Annotated in this window: 21 protein-coding genes; 11 read left to right on the top strand and 10 right to left on the bottom strand. The window is 30.2% G+C overall.

The window, feature by feature from the left end; genetic code table 11:
• The first annotated feature begins 44 nt into the window (after positions 1 to 44).
• Positions 45 to 428: a DUF423 domain-containing protein gene (locus G507_RS0111025; RefSeq protein ID WP_026717525.1), complete on the top strand. Its 384-nt coding sequence runs from the start codon at positions 45 to 47 to the stop codon at positions 426 to 428.
• A gap of 73 nt (positions 429 to 501) precedes the next feature.
• Positions 502 to 2,127 carry a phosphoenolpyruvate carboxykinase (ATP) gene (pckA, locus tag G507_RS0111020; protein ID WP_026717524.1) on the top strand — a complete coding sequence of 542 codons (1,626 nt, stop codon included), beginning with the start codon at positions 502 to 504 and terminating at the stop codon, positions 2,125 to 2,127.
• Between the two features lie 77 nt (positions 2,128 to 2,204).
• On the opposite strand, the gene G507_RS0111015 is transcribed toward pckA, so the two are convergent.
• Positions 2,205 to 2,963 carry a uroporphyrinogen-III synthase gene (locus tag G507_RS0111015; RefSeq protein ID WP_035666112.1) on the bottom strand — a complete coding sequence of 253 codons (759 nt, stop codon included), beginning with the start codon at positions 2,961 to 2,963 and terminating at the stop codon, positions 2,205 to 2,207.
• Between the two features lie 12 nt (positions 2,964 to 2,975).
• Positions 2,976 to 3,641: a DUF4271 domain-containing protein gene (locus G507_RS0111010; RefSeq protein ID WP_026717522.1), complete on the bottom strand. Its 666-nt coding sequence runs from the start codon at positions 3,639 to 3,641 to the stop codon at positions 2,976 to 2,978.
• 103 nt (positions 3,642 to 3,744) lie between these two features.
• Between G507_RS0111010 and G507_RS0111005 the strand changes: the two genes are divergently transcribed.
• The 3 genes from G507_RS0111005 to G507_RS0110995 are packed head-to-tail and all read left to right on the top strand — an operon-like array spanning position 3,745 to position 6,212.
• On the top strand, positions 3,745 to 4,467 hold the full coding sequence (locus tag G507_RS0111005; RefSeq protein WP_026717521.1) for a polyprenol monophosphomannose synthase: 723 nt from the start codon (positions 3,745 to 3,747) through the stop codon (positions 4,465 to 4,467).
• The gene (locus tag G507_RS0111000; protein ID WP_026717520.1) at positions 4,467 to 5,810 is read left to right on the top strand and encodes a dihydroorotase; all 1,344 of its coding nucleotides are present in this window, start codon (positions 4,467 to 4,469) and stop codon (positions 5,808 to 5,810) included. Before G507_RS0111005 ends, G507_RS0111000 begins: the two co-directional genes overlap by 1 nt.
• Before the next feature lie 6 nt (positions 5,811 to 5,816).
• Positions 5,817 to 6,212, top strand: a complete 396-nt coding sequence (locus G507_RS0110995) for a DUF4296 domain-containing protein (RefSeq protein ID WP_026717519.1) — start codon at positions 5,817 to 5,819, stop codon at positions 6,210 to 6,212.
• On the opposite strand, the gene G507_RS0110990 is transcribed toward G507_RS0110995, so the two are convergent.
• Complete coding sequence (locus G507_RS0110990; protein ID WP_026717518.1) at positions 6,187 to 7,182, bottom strand: NAD-dependent epimerase/dehydratase family protein; 996 nt, start codon at positions 7,180 to 7,182, stop codon at positions 6,187 to 6,189. The two genes, G507_RS0110995 and G507_RS0110990, sit on opposite strands and share 26 nt — an antisense overlap.
• A gap of 182 nt (positions 7,183 to 7,364) precedes the next feature.
• Between G507_RS0110990 and tyrS the strand changes: the two genes are divergently transcribed.
• Entirely contained in the window at positions 7,365 to 8,672 is a 1,308-nt protein-coding gene (gene tyrS / locus G507_RS0110985; protein ID WP_026717517.1) for a tyrosine--tRNA ligase, read from the top strand.
• 125 nt (positions 8,673 to 8,797) lie between these two features.
• On the opposite strand, the gene G507_RS0110980 is transcribed toward tyrS, so the two are convergent.
• From G507_RS0110980 to G507_RS0110960, 5 genes are all read right to left on the bottom strand, one after another.
• Positions 8,798 to 9,778: a LuxE/PaaK family acyltransferase gene (locus tag G507_RS0110980; RefSeq protein ID WP_026717516.1), complete on the bottom strand. Its 981-nt coding sequence runs from the start codon at positions 9,776 to 9,778 to the stop codon at positions 8,798 to 8,800.
• A gap of 125 nt (positions 9,779 to 9,903) precedes the next feature.
• Positions 9,904 to 10,716 carry a T9SS type A sorting domain-containing protein gene (locus tag G507_RS0110975; protein ID WP_157496591.1) on the bottom strand — a complete coding sequence of 271 codons (813 nt, stop codon included), beginning with the start codon at positions 10,714 to 10,716 and terminating at the stop codon, positions 9,904 to 9,906.
• A gap of 105 nt (positions 10,717 to 10,821) precedes the next feature.
• Entirely contained in the window at positions 10,822 to 11,160 is a 339-nt protein-coding gene (locus G507_RS0110970; RefSeq protein WP_026717514.1) for a T9SS type A sorting domain-containing protein, read from the bottom strand.
• A gap of 107 nt (positions 11,161 to 11,267) precedes the next feature.
• The gene (locus tag G507_RS0110965) at positions 11,268 to 12,413 is read right to left on the bottom strand and encodes a hypothetical protein (RefSeq protein WP_026717513.1); all 1,146 of its coding nucleotides are present in this window, start codon (positions 12,411 to 12,413) and stop codon (positions 11,268 to 11,270) included.
• A gap of 149 nt (positions 12,414 to 12,562) precedes the next feature.
• Positions 12,563 to 15,331 (bottom strand): TonB-dependent receptor, encoded by a 2,769-nt coding sequence (locus G507_RS0110960; protein WP_026717512.1) that lies wholly within the window; start codon positions 15,329 to 15,331, stop codon positions 12,563 to 12,565.
• A gap of 180 nt (positions 15,332 to 15,511) precedes the next feature.
• On the opposite strand from G507_RS0110960, the gene G507_RS0110955 reads away from it, so the two are divergent.
• A complete protein-coding gene (locus G507_RS0110955) occupies positions 15,512 to 16,204 on the top strand; it encodes a response regulator transcription factor (protein WP_026717511.1) in 693 nt (230 codons plus the stop codon).
• Positions 16,194 to 17,237: a sensor histidine kinase gene (locus tag G507_RS0110950; protein ID WP_026717510.1), complete on the top strand. Its 1,044-nt coding sequence runs from the start codon at positions 16,194 to 16,196 to the stop codon at positions 17,235 to 17,237. The genes G507_RS0110955 and G507_RS0110950 overlap by 11 nt, the downstream gene beginning before the upstream one ends.
• Here G507_RS0110950 and G507_RS0110945 read toward each other — a convergent pair.
• Both G507_RS0110945 and G507_RS0110940 read right to left on the bottom strand, forming a co-directional pair.
• Positions 17,220 to 18,263, bottom strand: coding sequence for a glycosyltransferase (locus G507_RS0110945; RefSeq protein ID WP_026717509.1), 1,044 nt, complete (start codon positions 18,261 to 18,263; stop codon positions 17,220 to 17,222). The two genes, G507_RS0110950 and G507_RS0110945, sit on opposite strands and share 18 nt — an antisense overlap.
• A gap of 21 nt (positions 18,264 to 18,284) precedes the next feature.
• A complete protein-coding gene (locus tag G507_RS0110940) occupies positions 18,285 to 19,103 on the bottom strand; it encodes a UDP-2,3-diacylglucosamine diphosphatase (RefSeq protein WP_026717508.1) in 819 nt (272 codons plus the stop codon).
• A 102-nt stretch (positions 19,104 to 19,205) separates the two neighbouring features.
• Here G507_RS0110940 and trmB point away from each other — a divergent pair, with 102 nt between their 5' ends.
• The 3 genes from trmB to G507_RS0110925 are packed head-to-tail and all read left to right on the top strand — an operon-like array spanning position 19,206 to position 20,856.
• Entirely contained in the window at positions 19,206 to 19,880 is a 675-nt protein-coding gene (trmB, locus tag G507_RS0110935) for a tRNA (guanosine(46)-N7)-methyltransferase TrmB (RefSeq protein ID WP_026717507.1), read from the top strand.
• A 9-nt stretch (positions 19,881 to 19,889) separates the two neighbouring features.
• Positions 19,890 to 20,516, top strand: a complete 627-nt coding sequence (locus G507_RS0110930; protein WP_026717506.1) for a LysE family transporter — start codon at positions 19,890 to 19,892, stop codon at positions 20,514 to 20,516.
• 4 nt (positions 20,517 to 20,520) lie between these two features.
• Positions 20,521 to 20,856 (top strand): MGMT family protein, encoded by a 336-nt coding sequence (locus G507_RS0110925; protein ID WP_026717505.1) that lies wholly within the window; start codon positions 20,521 to 20,523, stop codon positions 20,854 to 20,856.

The raw sequence follows: 20,856 nt of genomic DNA, 5'->3' as shown, positions 1-20,856 counted from the left end.
TGGCTCGGCTTTGATTTTATATCTTTGTGAAAACAAAATAACATATGTCGCAAAAGATAATGCTTACGGCTTTGATTTTAGGAGCTTTGGCTATAGTTTTAGGAGCATTTGGAGCTCATGGATTAAAAAAGTTTTTAGTCATAGATCAGTTAAATTCTTTTGAAGTTGGAGTTCGATATCAAATGTATCATGCTTTATTTTTGTTATTTGTTGCTCAAGCAAATTTCATCACAGATAAGCAGAAAATGATTGTTTTCTTGTTGACATTGATTGGAATAGTGCTATTTAGTGGTTCAATTTATTTATTAGCCACTTCGACTATTACAAATATTAAAGCAAAATTTATTGGACCTTTAACTCCGATAGGAGGTTTGCTGTTAATATCTTCATGGATTTACCTGTTTTATTGCATTATTGCTAAAAAATAGTTTTAAAACACGATATATAAAATAATATTTTTAATTTTGCATTCTCAACTAGAAGCAACATAACTAAATTTTTATGAATTCAAACACTCAATTTACGAAAACGATTTCGTTAGAAAAATACGGTATTAATAATGTAGATGAAATAGTTTATAATCCATCATATGAGCAATTGTATAATGATGAATTAAATACCAACTTAAAAGGATTTGAAAAGGGACAGCTAACTGAACTCGGAGCTGTTAATGTAATGACTGGTGAATTCACTGGTCGTTCCCCAAAAGACAAGTATATTGTAAAAGACAATGTTACTAAAGACACAATTTGGTGGACATCAGACAAGGCAACAAATGACAACAAAGGTATTTCTCAAGATACTTGGAATGCATTAAAAGAAAATACAGCAAAACAATTATCGGGAAAGAAATTATATGTAGTTGATGCTTTTTGTGGAGCAAATGAAAATACAAGATTAAAAGTTCGTTTCATCATGGAAGTAGCATGGCAAGCGCATTTTGTAAAAAATATGTTTATCAGACCGACTGATGCGGAATTAGAAAACTATGGTGAACCAGACTTCGTTGTAATGAATGGTTCAAAAACTTCATTTAAAGACTATGCAGCTCACGGATTAAATTCAGAAGTATATGTAGCTTTTAACCTTACCGAAAAAATTCAATTAATTGGAGGAACTTGGTACGGTGGTGAAATGAAAAAAGGATTGTTCTCAATGATGAACTATTACTTACCCTTACAAGGAATTGCTTCGATGCACTGTTCTGCCAATAAAGGTAAAGATGGTGATGTAGCTGTTTTCTTTGGCTTATCTGGAACAGGAAAAACAACCTTATCAACAGATCCGAAACGTGAATTAATTGGAGATGACGAACACGGATGGGATAATGAAGGAGTTTTTAACTTTGAAGGAGGTTGTTATGCAAAAACAATTGATTTGAGTAAAGAAAACGAGCCTGATATTTATGGTGCTATTAAACGAGATGCGTTATTAGAAAATGTTACGGTTGATGCTAATGGTAAAATTGATTTTAGCGATGGTTCTGTAACACAAAACACTAGAGTTTCGTATCCTATTAATCATATTCAAAATATTGTTAAGCCAGTTTCAAAAGCTGGACATGCTACAAAAGTAATTTTCTTAACAGCAGATGCTTTTGGAGTAATGCCACCAGTTTCAAAATTAACACCAGAACAAACAAAATATTATTTCTTATCTGGATTTACGGCTAAATTAGCAGGAACAGAAAGAGGTGTAACAGAACCACAACCAACTTTTTCAGCTTGTTTTGGTAAAGCCTTCTTGTCGCTTCACCCAACAAAATATGGAGAAGAATTAGTTAAGAAAATGGAGCAAAATAATGCTACAGCTTATATGGTTAACACAGGTTGGAATGGAACAGGAAAACGTATTTCAATAAAAGATACTAGAGCAATTATTGATGCTATATTAGACGGTTCAATCGAAAAAGCAGAAACTAAAATGATTCCAATACTTAATTTTGAAGTTCCAACATCTTTAAACAATGTTGATGATTCAATTTTAGATCCAAGAGACACTTATGAAGAAGCAACTGTTTGGACAAACAAAGCAACAGATTTAGCAAAACGTTTTATTGCTAATTTTGAACAATACACAGACAACGAAGAAGGTAAAAACCTTGTAAATGCTGGTCCAAAAGTTTAGTTGATAAAATAGAATAGAATATATAAAACAAAAAAGCCTTTCTATTGAAAGGCTTTTTTTATGGTATTAAATAAAGATTATTTTCCTTTATTTACTTCTGTAATATATTTGTCAAGAGCACCTGTCATAGAAGGCGTTTCTGGTGATGGTGCAAAGATATCTACACGCAAGCCACTATCAATAGCTTCTTTCTTAGTTGTTGCTCCAAAAACAGCAATACGGGTGTCATTTTGTTTGAAGTCAGGGAAGTTCTTAAGTAAAGATTGAATTCCGATTGGACTAAAAAATGCTAAAATATCATAATAAACATCTTTTAAGTCAGATAAATCACTCATTACTGTTTTGTAAAAAACACCAAGTGTCCAATCTAGCTTCATATTATCTAAAAACTGAGGCACATCTTCATTCAAATTGTCTGGAGCAGGTAACAAAAACTTTTCGTCTTTGTATTTTTTAAATATTGGAGTCAAGTCCGAAAAATCTTTTTGACCAACATAAATTTTACGCTTCCTGTAAACCACATATTTTTGTAAATAAACAGCTATTGCTTCAGATTGACAAACGTATTTTAAGTCTTCGGGCACTTTGTAACGCATTTCGTCAGCTATTCTGAAAAAATGATCAATTGCATTTCTACTCGTTAAAATAATTGCAGTATAGTTGTTTAAATCTATTTTCTGTTGTCTTACATCTTTAGCAGATACACTTTCAACGTGAATAAATGTTCTAAAATCTATTTTGACTTTCAACTTTTGTTGAAGGTCAAAATATGGTGAATTTTCTACTTTAGGTTCTGGTTGAGAAACTAAAATCGTTTTAACTTTTAAGTTTGACATATTCAATCTTATCTATTTTTTTGTAAACCAATGATATAGTAAATAATAAGGTCCTATTTCAAGGGTGCAAAGATACAAAATAAAATAAAATATTTTGCTTAGAATCTGTTTTTGATATGTGATTATGGATAAAAAATAAAAGTAAATCATACCAACCCCTATGATTGCTAGGAATATTGAGATTATTCCTACGCTCAAAAAATTATTATAATATAATAAAATTACAATTGGAAGAAAAATAAGCCCAATATATGTTCGATATGTTACTTTTTTAAGATTAAAAATCTCTAAAAAATCTTCAATATCAAAAATTGTTGCCACTATTTTTTCTACGTAAAATTTTATTAAAATAGCCACAAATAAAGTTGTAAATATTTGAATAAAAGTTATCCAATTGGCTTTAGTTGTATAATCGAAATAACTCAGTATAATCTGAATCAAAAATGAAAACGAAATTAATTGCACAAAAAACATTGATATAGTAAAAGCACTATATAAATTTGAAGTGTCTTTGTAGGTTGAGGTGTATTTTTTAGAAAAAGGCAGTCTCAAAAATTCATTAAATTGAATTTCAAAAAGATACTTTATAATCGCAATAACAACAAAGCAAAGCAAAAACAGGAGTGTTGCCCAGTCTTTATTTTCAATTATTCGTTGTTGTAATTGCAGTACTATCATATCGAGTGTAAAATTACAAAATTAACTTGATTTGAATTATTATAATTTTATTAATAAATAATATATTTAAAAAGGTTTACTTTTGTAGAAATTTGTAGATAAAATGGACAAAAGGATTGTCATAATTCCAACATATAACGAAATAGAGAACATAGAAAGCATTATAAATGCAGTGTTTCTTCTTAAAAAAACGTTTGATGTGCTTATAGTTGATGACAATTCTCCAGACGGAACAGCAAATAAGGTTATAGAATTACAAGCTCAATTTTCAGATAGCCTTTTTATTGAGGTAAGAGAAAAAAAATCAGGACTAGGAACTGCTTATGTGCATGGTTTTAAATGGGCATTAGCTAATAAGTATGATTATATTTTTGAAATGGATGCTGATTTTTCACATAATCCAAAAGATCTTGTGCATTTATACCAAGCTTGTGTTGACGGAGCAGATATGTCAATTGGCTCAAGGTATTCTAAAGGAGTTAATGTGGTAAATTGGCCCTTGAGCAGGGTTTTGCTTTCTTATTTTGCGTCAGTTTATGTGCGATTAATTACGGGCATGAAAATTGCTGATGCAACAGCTGGTTTTGTATGTTATAAAAGAAATGTTTTGGAAGTTATAAATCTTGACAGAGTAAAATTTATTGGATATGCTTTTCAAATCGAAATGAAATATAGAGCATTTGTTAAAAAAGTCAATATAGTTGAAGTGCCAATTATTTTTACTGACAGAACAAAAGGACAATCAAAAATGAGCGGAAGTATTATAAAAGAAGCCGTTTTTGGAGTCATATTACTTAGAATAAAAAAAATATTTAATACATTATAATGAGTTCAATTTTAATAAAAAACGCTAGAATAGTTAACGAAGGGCAGATTTTTGAAGGAGATGTTTTGATAGAAAATGAATTTATTGTTGAAATCGCATCACAAATAAGTTCGAAATCATCAGAAACAGTTATTATTGATGCTGAAGGCAATTATCTATTACCAGGTGTCATTGATGATCAAGTTCATTTTAGAGAGCCAGGATTAACACACAAAGGAAATATAGAGTCAGAAAGTAGAGCAGCAGTTGCAGGTGGTATAACCTCATTCATTGAGCAGCCTAATACAGTTCCAAATGCAGTTACTCAAGAATTATTAGAAGATAAATATCAAATTGCAGCCAAAACATCTTACGCGAATTATTCGTTTATGATGGGTGGAACAAATGACAACTTAGAAGAAATTTTAAAAACAAATCCTGAAAATGTTGCTGGAATAAAATTATTTTTAGGTTCTTCAACAGGAAACATGTTGGTAGATAATCCAGAAGTTTTAGAAAAAATATTTTCATCCACAAAAATGCTAATTGCAGTTCATTGTGAAGATGAAGCAACTATAAAAGCTAATACTGAAAAATATATTGCTGAATTTGGAGAAGATATTCCAATGAAATACCATCCTTTAATTCGAAGTGAAGAAGCTTGTTATTTGTCTTCATCAAAAGCCATTGAATTAGCTAAAAAAACTGGAGCAAGATTACACGTTTTTCACTTGTCTACAGCAAAAGAAATGAGCTTGTTTACCAATAAAATTCCCTTAGAAGAAAAAATGATTACTGCTGAAGTTTGTATTCATCATTTGTGGTTTACAGATGAAGATTATGAAACAAAAGGATCATTAATCAAATGGAATCCAGCGGTTAAAACTCAGAAAGATAAAGATGCTTTATGGGAAGCTCTTTTAGATGATAGAATTGATGTAATTGCAACCGATCATGCGCCTCATACTTTAGAAGAAAAGAAAAACACCTATTTAAAAGCTCCTTCTGGTGGACCATTAGTACAACATGCTTTAGTAGCTATGTTTGAAAAGCATTTAAAAGGAATGATTTCGATTGAAAAGATAGTTGAAAAAATGTGTCATAATCCTGCAAAAATTTTTAAAATAAAAAATAGAGGTTACATTAAAGAAGGATATTTTGCCGATTTAACTATTGTTAATTCTCACTCACCTTGGAATGTACAAAAAGAAAATATTTTAGCTAAATGTGGTTGGTCACCTTTTGAAGGAACAAATTTTAAATCACGAGTAATGCATACATTGGTCAATGGTAAAATAGTTTATTCAAATGGTAAAGTAGTAAAAGGACACCACGGTCAACGTTTACTTTTTGATAGAAAATAGTTTACTATGAAAAAAATACTATTCATATTCGTCTCAGCTTTATTACTCTCTTGTAGTGATAAACCTGTTGCTAAACCTGACAATTTGTTGAGTAAGGAAACAATGGAAGACATTATTTATGAACTTGCAATTTTACAAGCAGCCGAAACTTATAAACCACAAACTCTTACTGATAGTAATATAAAAATCAAGCAATATGTTTATAAAAAGTACAATTTAGATAGTACAACTTATTTTCAAAATTATAAATATTATGCTTCAGATGTTAAGGCATTCAAAAAACTATATAGTCGCGTAAATGAGCGAATTATAAATCAAAAAAACGAAATAGATACCTTGCTAAAAGAAAAGAAAATTGAAATTCTAGAAGATGTGCCTACTTATACACCTCAGATAAGATAGTTAAGTAAGAAGTCATGTTTTTAAAAGTATAATTTAATTCAGCTTTAACTTTAGAATTATCATAAATATCTATAGAATGTGAAGATGTTGCAGTTGCTCTTGTAAAACTTCTTCTTTTGCCAATTATTTTAGACAAAAACCAATCCAATCGCCAAGCAATACTTGTTAAAGTTCTATTGGCATAAATGGATGGTCTTTTAATTTTTAAGCCATCAGCAATTGTAAAAAGAATAGTGTCCAAAGTTGAATTTTCTGCAACTAAAGTATATTGTTGGCCACTTATGTTTTTATGCATTAAAAGAACCATACAGTTTACAACATCTTCTACTGCAATAATTCCAGTTTTGCCTTTGGTGTAAAATGAAAGACCTTTTTTTAAGGATTTAAAAATCAAACTACTGCCTTGTTCCGGAAAGCCATAGCCAAAAATTACACCTGGATTTACAATTACAACTTCCAAACCTTCTTGAAAACCTCTCCAAACTTCCATTTCGGCACCATACTTAGTTATTGCATAATCGCCATGATTTTTTTCAGGATTCCATTCTGTTTCTTCGGTGATATTTGTTTCGCCTTCTTTAGTGTCTCCTAAAGCAGCAATCGAACTTACATGACAAAGTTTTTTAATTCCAAAATCGATACAACAATTTACAATATTTGCTGTTCCTTCTATATTGACTTTTCGTAATTTTTCTTCGTCTTTCGGTTCAAAAGAAATTAAAGCGGCACAATGATAAACTAGTGTAATGCTTTCAAAAGCTTTGTTTAAAGAAGGAATATCGGTTATATCACCTTCAACCCAATTAATTTTATCAAACAAAGAAAGTTGGTTTTTATAACTAAAAACTTGTTTAACTTTTTCGATGTTTTTTTTAGAACGATATAAAGCCTTCACAGTATCATTTTGCTCTAATAAAGAAATCAATAAATGTGAACCGACTAAACCTGTTGCTCCTGTAACTAATATCATATTGTAAAGATAAATAGATTCTTTGATTTTAAGATTATAGATTTTCAGAATATTTTTTAAAATAACACAAAATTTGGAATTTGGAATTTGAAGTTTGGTTTTTAAAATTGATATATTTGCATAAATTAACAATAACAAAATTTCAGTAAAACTAAAAGATACTGAAATGAATTCAGCATAAGATGAAAAATTTAGTAGAAGAATTACAATGGAGAGGCTTGGTGCACGATATGATGCCAGGAACAGAAGAACAATTATTAAAAGAAGCTACTACAGTTTATATAGGATTTGATCCAACTTCAGATTCATTACATATTGGAAGTTTAGTTCCGATTATTTTGTTGAAACATTTACGCAATTTTGGACATAGGCCAATTGCTTTAGTTGGTGGCGCAACAGGAATGATTGGTGATCCATCAGGAAAATCAGATGAAAGGAATTTGTTAGACGAAGCGACTTTAAATCACAATGTAAACGGAATTAAAAATGTACTTTCTAACTTTTTAGATTTTGAAGCAACAGATGAAAACGCTCCAATTTTAGTCAATAATTATGATTGGATGAAAGATTTCTCATTCATCAATTTTGCACGTGATGTTGGTAAAAGAATCACAGTAAATTACATGATGGCAAAAGATTCTGTAAAGAAACGTTTGTCTGGTGATGAAGGTGGAGAAGGAATGAGTTTTACGGAGTTTACTTACCAATTAATTCAAGGATACGATTTTTACCATTTGAATAAAGAATACAACTGTTTGCTACAAATGGGAGGAAGCGATCAATGGGGAAACATCACAACAGGAACTGAATTAGTTCGTAGAATGAATGTTGATAACGACGAAAGATCTAAAGCTTACGCAATGACTTGTCCGTTAATTACAAAAGCAGATGGTTCAAAATTCGGAAAATCTGAAGGTGGAAATGTTTGGTTGACTGCGAATAAAACTTCACCATATAAATTCTACCAATTTTGGTTAAACACTTCAGATGTTGATGCTGAAAAATACATTAAGATTTTCACATTTTTAGACAAAGAAACTATTGATGCAATAATTGCTGAACATAACGAAGCACCACATGTAAGAGTATTGCAAAAACGTTTAGCGGAAGAATTGATGTTATTAGTTCATTCAAAAGAAGATTTAGACAGTGCTATTTTTGCTTCTGGAGCTTTCTTTAGTAAAGATATGTCAGATTTAAAAACATTAAACGAAAGTCAATTGACTGAAATTTTCGAAGGAATTCCACAAGCTGAAGTTTTAATGTCAGATTTAAGTGAAGGAATTGATATCGTTACTTTATTAAATGAAAAATCAGGATTTTTAGCTTCAAATGGAGAAGCAAGAAGAGCTTTAAAAGAGAATTCAATTTCGGTAAATAAAGAAAAAGTCACAGAAGAATTCAACCTGTCTTCAAATGATTTAGTAAGTAATAAATTTGTTTTATTACAAAGAGGAAAGAAAAATTATTTTTTGGTGAAGTTTGTTTAAATATCTTCTACAAGCAAGACTGACATCTTGTATTTAGATAGTTATTAAGTTGATGATTAAGAATAATTTCTAAATTTACGCTTAGTCAATTGATAATTTATTGTCAAACTGAGCTTGTCGAAGTACTAAATAACCATCAAATTGCAACCACGAATATCAGAATTGTCAAAACGTCCCAGCACTTCGAAAGAATGGTTGGGATATTTTTTGCCTAAATCTTGCGTAGCAATAAACGAACAAGAATTGATGTTGGCTAAATCAATTACATTTATTCCACCAGTTTTTCCTTCGTTAACATAAGATAAAGCATCTTCAGCATCTCTGATTAGGATTTGCATCCAATTTGGACATTCAAAAATTCCGTTACCTAAAGAATAAGCTTGTGATAATAATTCAGTCATTCCATATTCAGAATGAATTACAGGAACACCAAAACCTTGACAAAGAATATCGTGTAATTCTTCACGAATCATTTCTTTTCTTTTGCCTTTCATGCCACCAGTTTCCATGATGATTGTGTTTTTCAATTGAAACTTATGTAGTTCAATCAAATCCAATAAAGCATAGGTTACACCAATTAAAATCACATTTTGACCTGAATTATCTAATTCAATTAACTTCGCGATAAGCTCATCATAATTGTTTAAATAAAAACCACTGTCTTCATGTTTACTACTATGAATCAAATCATCCACCATGTGAATTAAGGAAGAACCTTCACGTTCTAAATAGGATGGAAGTAAAGCCAAAACGCAATAATCTTCAATATTTCCATAAAATTCAGAAAACGCATTTCGATAGCTTTCTTCGTATAAAGTGATATCTGTGACTAAATGTTTGCTGGTTTGCATTCCAGTTGTACCACTACTCGTAAAAGTAGCCTGAATAGGTTCAGTTGAACTTATTACCTCATGACTTTTAAAAAATTGAATAGGTAAAAAAGGAATTTCAATTAGGGATTTTACATTTTCTTTATTCTTCTTCAAAAGCGTACAAAATTCTTGATATACCAAATTGTTATCAAATTGAAATCGGAAAACCTTTAGAGCGATTTTCTCAAATTCCTTTTTGGATGAAATGGTAAATATATCGTTCGAATTAATCATATTGTTGAGATGCTGAATAAAGTTCAACACAAGTGCAAAAGTATAAAATAAAAAAGCACCAACGTATTGTTGATGCTTTTAAAGTTTTTGTCATCCTGAACTTGATCCAGGATCTAAATAAAATATTATCTAACTACTAATTTTCTAGTAGCAGTTTTTCCGTCTTCAGTAACTTTAACGATATAAACACCAGCGTTTAAGCTAGAAACGTTTAAAGTGTTGTTGATTACTTTTGTATTGATAACTTGTTTTCCAACAATATCAAAGACAGCAACATTCATATCTAAATTTGCAGCAGAAGTAATGTTTAACACATTTCCAGTAACTGGATTTGGATATAAAGATAAACCAGCTATTGCATCAAATGTTTTAGTTGATAAAACAGGGCCTTGAGCAAATAAGCCTGGAGTATCATCAGTTATTACAATCCATGCCATAGAAGTTTCATCATACTCTAAAGAATAACCAATAGGAGTAGTACTAGTTTCCATTGCAATAATATCTACTGAGTTTAAACCCATTGCTGGACCATCTACTGCAGGAGCAGTCATAACTCCTTCGTAACTTAAATATTGCACATTCGTAGAACCTGTTCCTGTTTTAGATAAAGCAATTGCATCAGGAGCTCCGTTTTGTATTCCAGTTGCGTCAAAAGAAACTGCGCCTACACCATTAGCTTCATTTGGAATTGAACCTGTTAAAGCAATTGTAGCATAAGAAGTGTTGTTTGAACCGTTGTAAAGGGTTAAAGTATAAGTTGATAAATCTGTTCCAGCAGGACCAGCAACTTCAATAAATTCACCAACATCTGTTGAAGCATTATCATAATGAATTTCATTAATGTAAACACCACCAACATTTCCAGTAATTCCAACATTAGTTTGAGCAAAACCAATTGCAGAACCTAATAATAAAGATAAAAAGTAAAGTTTTTTCATTTTTTTTGATTTTAAATTATAAGGCAAAAGTAATGGTTTTTTGGCTAACAAAAAAGGAGTTAACAAAAAAATAATATAGGATTAATAATATAAAAAAGAGTCTAACTACTTGATAATTAGTTTTCTTGTAGCTGTAGCGTCTTTTTCTCTAATTTTGATGATATAAACACCAGCATTTAAGTTAGAAATATTAATTTCTTTTACACCTGTGGTAGTATCAAATACTTTTTTACCTAGTACATCAAAAATTTCGATTGTCTTTTCTGATCCTAATTTTGATGTAATGTACAATTTTCCGTTAGAAACGGGGTTCGGGTAGATTGATAATCCTTCAATAGTAGGTTCTTGAGAATTACCCATGGCAGACTTGCTTTCTTGCGAATAACCATCGAAAGTAAAGAAGCAAAATGCCATAATTAAAGTTAAAATGTAGTTTTTTTTCATTTGGGGATGAATTTTGTTATTGTAAATATACAAAAATTATAATACAATAAGTATACCACAAAAAAAATCCCTCCGAAGAGGGATTAATTGTCATTATATAGATTGAATTACAAACCTGTTGTCCATCCTGCAGCCCAAATTGGAGTATCTCCATTGTTTCCAGCACCAGTTGCAGTACCTTGAGTCATGTAAGTCGTATTAGGACCTGTATATTCAGAAAAATCTCCAGAGATATTAGAAAACTGAATAGGACTAAATGTTACAAAACCATTAGTTACACTTGCATTAGCAGGAATATCTGAAGAGTTAATTTTAATTCCTTTTGTAAAGTCTTGTATGTAAATATTTTGACCAGCCCATTTTCCACCACCTTCTTTGATGTACATTCCGTGCTCTTGACCAGCTAAAGCACCTTTTACAAGTGAAATATTTTTTAAAGTAACGTTTGTACTTGGTAAAGCAGCACCATTATCTCCATTGTTTGATCCTTCAATACCAGCTTTAGCAACATCTTTTACATAAGCATATTCAATAGAACCAGTGAAACCATCAGCAAAGTCTAATGCATCATCTTCACTATGTAAAGCTACTAAATATTTAGCATTAACCGCTCCACCGAAGAATTCGATTCCGTCATCACCACTTTTATAAGCTTGAATATATTCAAATGTAGTACCAGAACCAACACCAAATAATGAGATACCATTAAATTCTTTATCTGCATTAAATGCTGCACCTGTATATTCTACTCTTAAATATTTGATAACTCCAGAGCTATCATTGTTTTCAGTACCACCATAAGTTAAATCAGAAACCTCTGCAGTAGCAGTTTCTCCGTTAGAACCTCCTTTGTTTGTTGTAGCTCTTCCACAGATAACTAATCCACCCCAGTCTCCTGTTGCTTTAACTGTTTTTCCACTTGTCATAACCACAGGGTTTGTAGCAGTTCCAGTAATATAGATTAAACCGTCTTGTGCAACAGCTATGTATGAAGATGTTCCACCGACAGCTTCAATTCTAGTTCCAGCAGGAATAGTTAATGAAGCACCAGCTTCAACAACAAATGAACCTGTTAATTTGTAAGTTTTAGAAGGATCTAAAGTTGTTGTCTGTCCACTTGTTAAAGTCCCTTTAAAATCATTAGCATCAATGTTAACTACACCACTTGGTGTTTCTGTTGAATTATCATCTCTTGAACAAGATGTAAATGCTAAGGCAGCAATTGCTAACGTAGATAAAATAAGTTTTTTCATTGTGTGTGTTTTGTGTTTTTTAATTTGTTAAGGCAAATGTAGGATTAGCATGCTAACTGAAATTTATCTGAATGTTATGAGTTTATTAAAAATAAGTAGGGATGCTTTTAAAAAGCATCCCTAATATTTCTTTTATGTTAACTAATTGTTTAGAATGAGTATTTCATTGAAAAACTAAAGTTTCTACCTTTTTTATAAGAGTCAACAACTACATTTTGAATATTTTGTTTTCTTTCAATTGTTGGATCTGTTAGATTTTTTGCACTAAGACCAAAACCAAGATTTTTATTTAACCTAAATTTTAGAATAAAATCTAAGGCAATAACATCACTATCTACAAGGTCACCTTTTCCTGTTACACCTAATGCATAAATTCTATCAGAGAAATAGGCTCCAGATAAAGTTGCTGTTAAAGACTGATCAGCAGAGAAGCTTTTGTTTAAACTAACATCAGCATTAACTAATAAATCAGATGCACCTGTTAATCTTGAATTACTATTTGTAAACGCAACTCCTAATCCGTTAGTTTCTTTTTTTACCTTTTCTGAATCCAAATCTTGATTTGTATGTAAGTAAGAAACATTTAAACCAGATGATATATTTGTTTTTTTGTCATTTGATCCTTCAAAACTAAATATATCTTTTCTTATTTCTAATTCTGCTCCAATTCCAACTGCTTTTTCACCAGAATTTACCCAAGAGATATCATTTGTAGCAGAAGCTACTGTTACTTCATTAATTGGATTTTGAATATATTTTCCAAAACCTGTTAACGAAATTACTTCTCCACCTTTAGGGAAATATTCCCATTTCAAATCAAAATTATAATCGGTTGAATTGTATAAAAATGGATTTCCGAAATAGGATTGTCCAACTTCTTCATATAAGAAAGGAGCTCTTTCTTTAAATTGTGGTAAAGTATAGGTTTTACTCGCTGCTAATTTTAAATTTTGTTTTTCGTTTAATTCATATTTTGCCGATAATGAAGGTAAGTACTCCATAGTGTCAAATTTATTTTTTCCTTGTTTTAAAGAAGTGTCATAATCAATATCTTGAATGATAAATTCTGAACGGAATGCACCAATTACATATAATTTTGGAGTAAATTGATATTCAATTGCACCAAAACCGGCTGAAATAATTTGTTGTCCATTAAAGTTTTGTGGCGTTAAAGCATTAGCATTTGTAATATCTCCTCTAAATGTTTTTAATGAAAAGAAGTTAGCATCAAGATTTGCTTGATTAAAATAGCCGTCTAGGTTGTTTAAATCAACTGTTGGTTGAGAGGCAAAATTACTTCTTGTAACTGCTAAATTGATTTGTGTCGCATCAAAATTAATTTCTTTATAACGTGCACTGTAACCTGCAATTAATTTTCCCTTATAATCACCATTTTCGCTTTTCCCAAACTTATAAGATAAATTAAAGTTACCTGCAATTTCATCATCAGTCATTTCTTGGTAATATCTTTGGTTATCCGATGGATTTACATCAGATGCTACTAAACGAGAACTTGGATCATCATATAAAAAAGGGACAATTGTATTTTGCATACGATCTGGAATCACATTAGTAAGTGTGTTGTATGATAATCCCCAATCAAATTTAGTTCTTTCTCCAAACTTGTGATCTCCTAAAAGTTGATTAACTAATAAATAAGTTTTGTCAAATGTAGAACGACGAATAAAACCACCACCATTTTGAGCCGAACCATTTGCATCTATAATTCCGTTAAATTCTTCATGTTTTTGTGTAGCTGAATTAATTAACATTGAATTGATACGAATATTATGATTTTCGTTAATTCTGTAATTAATGTTTGCCATCGCATTAGAATTAGTTTGATATTCATAAGCTTTTCTGTTCAAGTTTTTAATAGCAAGCCCTTGAACGTTTACACTTCCTCTTCTTACTCCTTCTTTATAAGTATATCCATTATCAAAAGAAGCATTTAAAAAGAAACTTATTTTACTGTAATCTCCAAATGAATAAGAATCTCCACCTCTAATGTAAAAAGAACTGTTTACGGGTGTAGATGCTTGTTTATCCCAACTTGTAGAAAAATTATATCCAGATAAAGGATCATTAGGTATTGGCTCATTACTAAATCCAAGAAAACTAGGTCCATCTTGTAAGAAGAATTTATTTTGTTGAACTGCATTTGAATTTGCACCCATTCCTGTTCCAACTTCTAAAGAACCATCACCTTTATAATTTTTAGATACAATATCAATATTAGCTCCAGCAAAATCACCGTAGTTTTTGTAGTTATATGTTTTGTCGATTCCAATATATTCTACAATATCAGTAGAGAAAATTTCTAAATTGATATTTTTTCTAGAAGGATTGTTTGAAGGTAACGGCAAACCATTCATTGTTGTTGAATTATATCTATCACCCAATCCTCTAACATATATACTTCCAGAACCTTCTTGCTTAGTAATACCAGTTGTTTTTGTTACGGCAGCTGCAACATCACTAATTCCTTTATTTGAGATTTCTTCAGCACCAATAGATTGTTTGATTTCTACAGATTTTTGTTGTTCTTGCAATAAAGCTTTAACACTTTCTTGAGTTACTGTAGCGGTTAAAACTATATCTTCTAGCATTACACCTTCAGTTTCTAAAGTGTAATTAATTACTTTTTTTTCATTTGCTTTAACTGTAAAAGGAATTTCAACAGTTTTATACCCTAAAAAACCAACAACTAAAGTATAATTTCCAGCAGAAACGCTTAAACTATATTTTCCATTTTCGTCTGTTGAAGTACCTTGTGAAGTACCTTTCAACATAACATTAGCAAATGCTAGTGGTTCGTTGTCATATTCTTTATCTAGTATAAGACCAGAAACGGTTGCTTTTTGTGCAAAACAGAAAGATGATAACAGTAAGGTAAATAATAAAAATTTTAGTTTCATTTTGTTGTTTTATATTTTGTGCAAAGAACGTGTCATAAAATTACTTTTGTGTTACTTCTTTGTTATGAATAGACTCAGTAAGTGTTATGTTATGGTTAACAGATTAAATAATTGTTAAGAGGATTGAAAATTTTATTTTATCTTTACCTTTACAATTCAAAACACAACTTTCTTACTATAATGAAAAAAAAAGAAATTAAGATCTTATTGGTTGATGATGAGCAAGATATCCTAGAAATTGTTGGATATAATTTAGCTCAAGAAGGCTATCAAGTAATTACAGCAACTAATGGTAGGGAAGCAGTCGCGAAGGCAAAAAAAGAACTTCCAAATTTAATTATTTTAGATGTTATGATGCCAGAAATGGATGGTATTGAAGCCTGTGAGAACATCAGAAAAATACCTGAATTAGAGAATACTATCATCACATTTTTAACAGCGCGTTCAGAAGATTATTCTCAATTAGCTGGTTTTGATGCTGGTGCAGACGACTATATAGCAAAACCTATAAAGCCAAAGATTCTTGTCAGTAAAGTAAAAGCACTTTTAAGAAGATTAAAAGAAAAAGAAGAAAAAGTAGATGTTTTAAATGTTAATGGCATTGAAATTAATCGTGAAGAATATAAAATTGTTAAAGAAGGACAAGAAATAATTTTACCAAGAAAAGAGTTTGAACTTTTTTATCTTTTAGCATCAAAACCCGGTAAAGTTTTTAAAAGAGATGAAATTTTAGATAAAGTTTGGGGTAATGAAGTGATTGTAGGAGGAAGAACAATCGATGTTCATATTAGAAAATTAAGAGAAAAAATTGGAGACGATTTTTTCAAAACTATTAAAGGTGTAGGTTATAAAATAGAATTTAATGAAATTTAATTTCAAAAAATCATATAAATTTGCAACAATATCTTCTATTTATATTAGTTTATTCTTGTTTGCTTTATTGCTTTTACTACAATTTACGATTATTGAAATATCCTTTGTTAATATTATAATTGTAGTTGTTTCTACATTTCTTTTTTCTTTTTTTGTTTTGCAATATAGAGTTGAAAAATTCATTTATCAACGAGTTAAAAAGATATATGACGATGTTTCTTTATTAGAAACAAGCTCTTTTAGAAATCAACCTATAACTACAGATATGGCAACTTTGACAAGAGAAGTTCAGAAGTTTGCTAAAGACAAAAAATTAGAAATAGAAACCTTAAAAATTCGTGAAGAATACAGACGCGAATTTTTAGGCAACGTTTCACATGAATTAAAAACACCACTTTTTACAGTTCAAGGTTATTTGTTAACATTACTTGACGGAGCAATGGATGACAAAAACATCCGAAAAAAATATTTACAACGTGCTGAAAAAGGAGTCGAACGTCTTATTTATATTGTAAAAGATTTAGATATGATTACTAAGCTTGAAACGGGTGATATTAATTTAGAATTATCAGAATTTAATATTGTAGAAGTTGTTCAAAATGTATTTGATTTACTCGAAATGCGTGCTTCTAAGAAGAATATTACGTTAACTTTTGATACAAAATACAATTCAAAAATTCTTGTTTTTGCGGATCAAGAGAAAATTCAACAAGTCGTTACTAATTTAGTGATGAATTCTATTAAATATGGAAAAGAAAACGGTACAACAGAAGTAAGTATTGAGGATTTAGTCAACAATAAAATAATTGTGAGAATTACTGACAACGGGGAAGGAATCGAAAAGAAACATATATCACGCTTATTTGAACGGTTTTATCGAGTTGATAAAAGTGGTGCTCGTAGCGAAGGTGGTTCAGGTTTAGGCTTAGCTATTGTGAAACACATTGTAGAAGGTCATGACGAAAAAATCTATATTGAAAGCGAATATGGTGTTGGTTCTGAGTTCTCTTTTACTCTAGAAAAGGTCAAATAATTCTTTCCAAGTTATTTTTTTGCTATAATTGGTAAATCCTTTATAAAAAGCAATTTTATCTAATTTTTGAATTGTAAATTTTTCTTGCTTACAGGTTGGAATGATTCCTTCTCTATCAAATTTTTTCGCTAAATATTCTTGTTCATACTGACCTGGAGTTGGAATGAAAAAAGCTTTTTTATTCAATTTAGCTAAATCCATAACAGTTGTATAACCAGAACGACAAAGAATATGATTGCTTTCATTAAATGTAGTTTCAAGTTCGATACTATTCATAAAATTAAAATAGGTAACATTTCCTTTTTCTATTTTAGTTTGACTTTTTTCAATAATACCCTTGATAAAAACTACTTTTTTAGTATATTTTTCTAATTCAGCAATAATTTTCTGCTCCAGTATAGTACGTTGAGGTTCTGGTCCAGAAAGTAAAACCATCAAATCATATTTTATAGGCATCGGTTTTTTACACAACCTACTTAAGGGGCCAATATATTTTACATTTCCAATTAACTCTGTTGGATGACCTAATTTACCAGATAAATTTTGACCATTTTCAACATCAGGAACCCAACATTCATTGAATTTTTGGATGTATTTTTTATGCAATTTTGTAGTAAACCAAGAAGTGTTTCCCGTCAAAACATTTAATTGATGGGTAATAAAAACCGAAGGCACATCTTTAGAGTAAACACCTAATCTATTATCTGAAATTATGCCATCAAAATTATAGGCTTCTAGAATTTTATTGATTTTATTCCTTTCTTTTTTTATAGTTGAAATGATTTTTGGCAATTGCGCAATCATTTTCCATTTAAAGTTCTTTCCTTTTACAGCGTATTGAATGTCATAAGAAGGCAATTCAAAAGAAATAAGTTTAGGAAATTCTTTTTTTAATAATTCTAAGGCAACTCCATCACTAGCAATAACGGGTTCAAACCCATTATCCAATAACCCTTGAATTATTGGAATACATCTTGTAGCATGACCTAATCCCCAATTTAGTGGTGCAACTATTATTTTTTTCATTTAAAAGAATTCTTTACAAATTTAATTTTTTAAGACTGAAATAAATTGTTCGGCTAGTTTATTTTCATATTCAAAACTCTCTTCTTCAACAACTACATTATGAATATCGTGTTTGTACATTTTCCACTTTTTATTGTTGTATTCTAAAGCGGTTAAATTTTCAATCCAATCGCCCGAATTTAAATACATCGTTTCACCTTTTTCTGTTTTTATTTTTTCCATTTTTGGTTCGTGAATGTGTCCACAAATTACAAAATCATACTTGTTTTCAATGGCTAATTCTGTACAGACACTTTCAAAATTAGTAATGAATTTAACGGCAGATTTCACATTGTTTTTAATCTTTTTAGAAAGCGAATAAGGTTCTTTATTCATTTTAGCTAAAACCCAATTGATAAAGCGATTGATTAAAATTAACATGTCATAACCCCAACCCCCTAATTTTGCCAGCCATTTAGCATGAGTAATCGATGAATCAAAAACATCACCATGAAAAATCCAGGCTTTCTTTCCGTCTAAATCTAAAACTAATTTATTCAGAAGGCTTAAATTTCCTAAATGTAAATCTGTAAATTTTCTCAAAAACTCATCATGATTCCCTGTCAAGTAATACACTTTTGTTCCTTTTGAACTTAAAGAAATTATTTTTTTAATTACTTTTAGGTGATTTTGAGGAAAATAAGATTTTCTAAATTGCCAAATATCAATGATATCTCCGTTAAGAATTAATGTTTTGGGTTTAATAGATGATAAATAAGCTAATAATTCTTTTGCGTGACATCCATAAGTTCCAAGATGTACATCCGAAATAACGACCAATTCTACTTTTCTTTTCTTCAAAATAAAATATTTTTACAAAATAAGAGCTTTTTGAAGGGAATAAAGTTATATAAAGATTATCAAAACTTTATTTTTAGTAATTTTACCAAAAATTTAATTGTAGTGGGAAGTAAGAATAAATTAAAGCGCTTTAAGGAAAACGAATCATTTGAAAATGTTTTTCAACCAACGAGAGAAGAAGTAACATCAGGAAGTTTTCCTTTAAAAGGGAAATGGAATAGTGAGTTTTTCAAAAATGATAATCCATTAGTTTTGGAATTAGGTTGCGGAAAAGGAGAATATTCCGTAGGTTTAGCAAAGCATAGTCCAGATAAAAACTTTATTGGTATTGATATTAAAGGAGCAAGATTTTGGAGAGGAGCAAAAACAGCAGTCGATGAAGGAATGAAAAACGTAGCCTTTTTAAGAACTCAAATAGAGTTAATAGAAAATTGTTTTGCTGAAAATGAAGTAGATGAAATTTGGATTACTTTTCCAGATCCACAAATAAAATACAAGCGTACTAAACACAGAATGACAAACACTGAGTTTTTACAACGCTATAAAAGAATTTTAAAAGATAATGGAATAATGAATCTAAAAACTGACAGTGAATTCATGCACGGTTACACGCTAGGTTTATTGCATGGTGAAGGTCATGAAGTAATTTATGCCAATCATGATATCTATGTTAACGAAGGTTCTCCTTCAGAAGTTACAAGTATTCAAACGTTTTATGAAAATCAATATTTAGAGAAAAATAAAGCGATTACATATATTAAATTCAGAATTAAATAGAAAACAAATATGAGTATAATTCTACCCTTTCTTTTAGGTTTTTTAATTGCTGCAGTTGGAATCATAGCACCAGGAATGTTAAACATGACCATAGCAAAATTAAGCATAACCGAAAATAAAAAACAAGCTTTACTATTCGCCTATGGAGCTGTTTTGGTAGTTTTAATTCAATGTTTTACGGGACTTTATTTCGCAAAATTTTTAGACAGTCACCCAGTGATTAGTGAGAATTTAAAGAAATTTGGAGTCGTTATTTTTATTATTTTGACCATAGCATTTCTTTATGCTGGATTAAAAGCTAAAAAACCTCAAGTTGAAGTAGAAATAAAAGACAAGAAAAACAGACTTATTTACGGAATCACATTGTCGTCCTTAAACATGTTTGCAATTCCATATTACGCATTTGTTAGTTTAACACTGGCGTCTAAAAATGTGTTTGATTTTTCTTTGTTGTCAATTATAATTTTTTCCATTGCAGCTGCTTTAGGAACTTATTTTATTTTCTACTTATATGCGATTTTATTCAAAAAAGTAGAACATAAAGTAGGTTTTATTACCAATAACATCAATTTTTTAATTGCTGCAGTTACTGGAATTGTAGCAATTTCATCTTTGTATAAAATGTTTTCAACTTAATCATTTGCTAAAAGAAAAGCCAAATAACGAGAATTTCTTTGAACGAGTTTATGAAGTCGCTCGACAAATTCCTTATGGTAAAGTGACTTCTTATGGTGCAATTGCCAAAGCGCTTGGAGCAGCTCGCTCAGCACGAATGGTTGGTTGGGCAATGAATGCTTCACATAACATGGAAGATGTTCCTGCACACAGAGTTGTAAATCGTGTGGGTTTACTTTCAGGAAAACATCATTTTGACGGAACAAACCTAATGCAACAATTACTAGAATCTGAAGGAATTGAAGTAATAGATAATCAAATTATAGATTTTGAAAAGCATTTTTGGGAACCAGATTTTTAA

It is taken from the genome of Flavobacterium gelidilacus DSM 15343 (assembly GCF_000422685.1).
In the GTDB taxonomy this organism is placed as follows: Bacteria; Bacteroidota; Bacteroidia; order Flavobacteriales; family Flavobacteriaceae; genus Flavobacterium; species Flavobacterium gelidilacus.
This window is presented reverse-complemented; position numbering and strand designations above follow the sequence as displayed.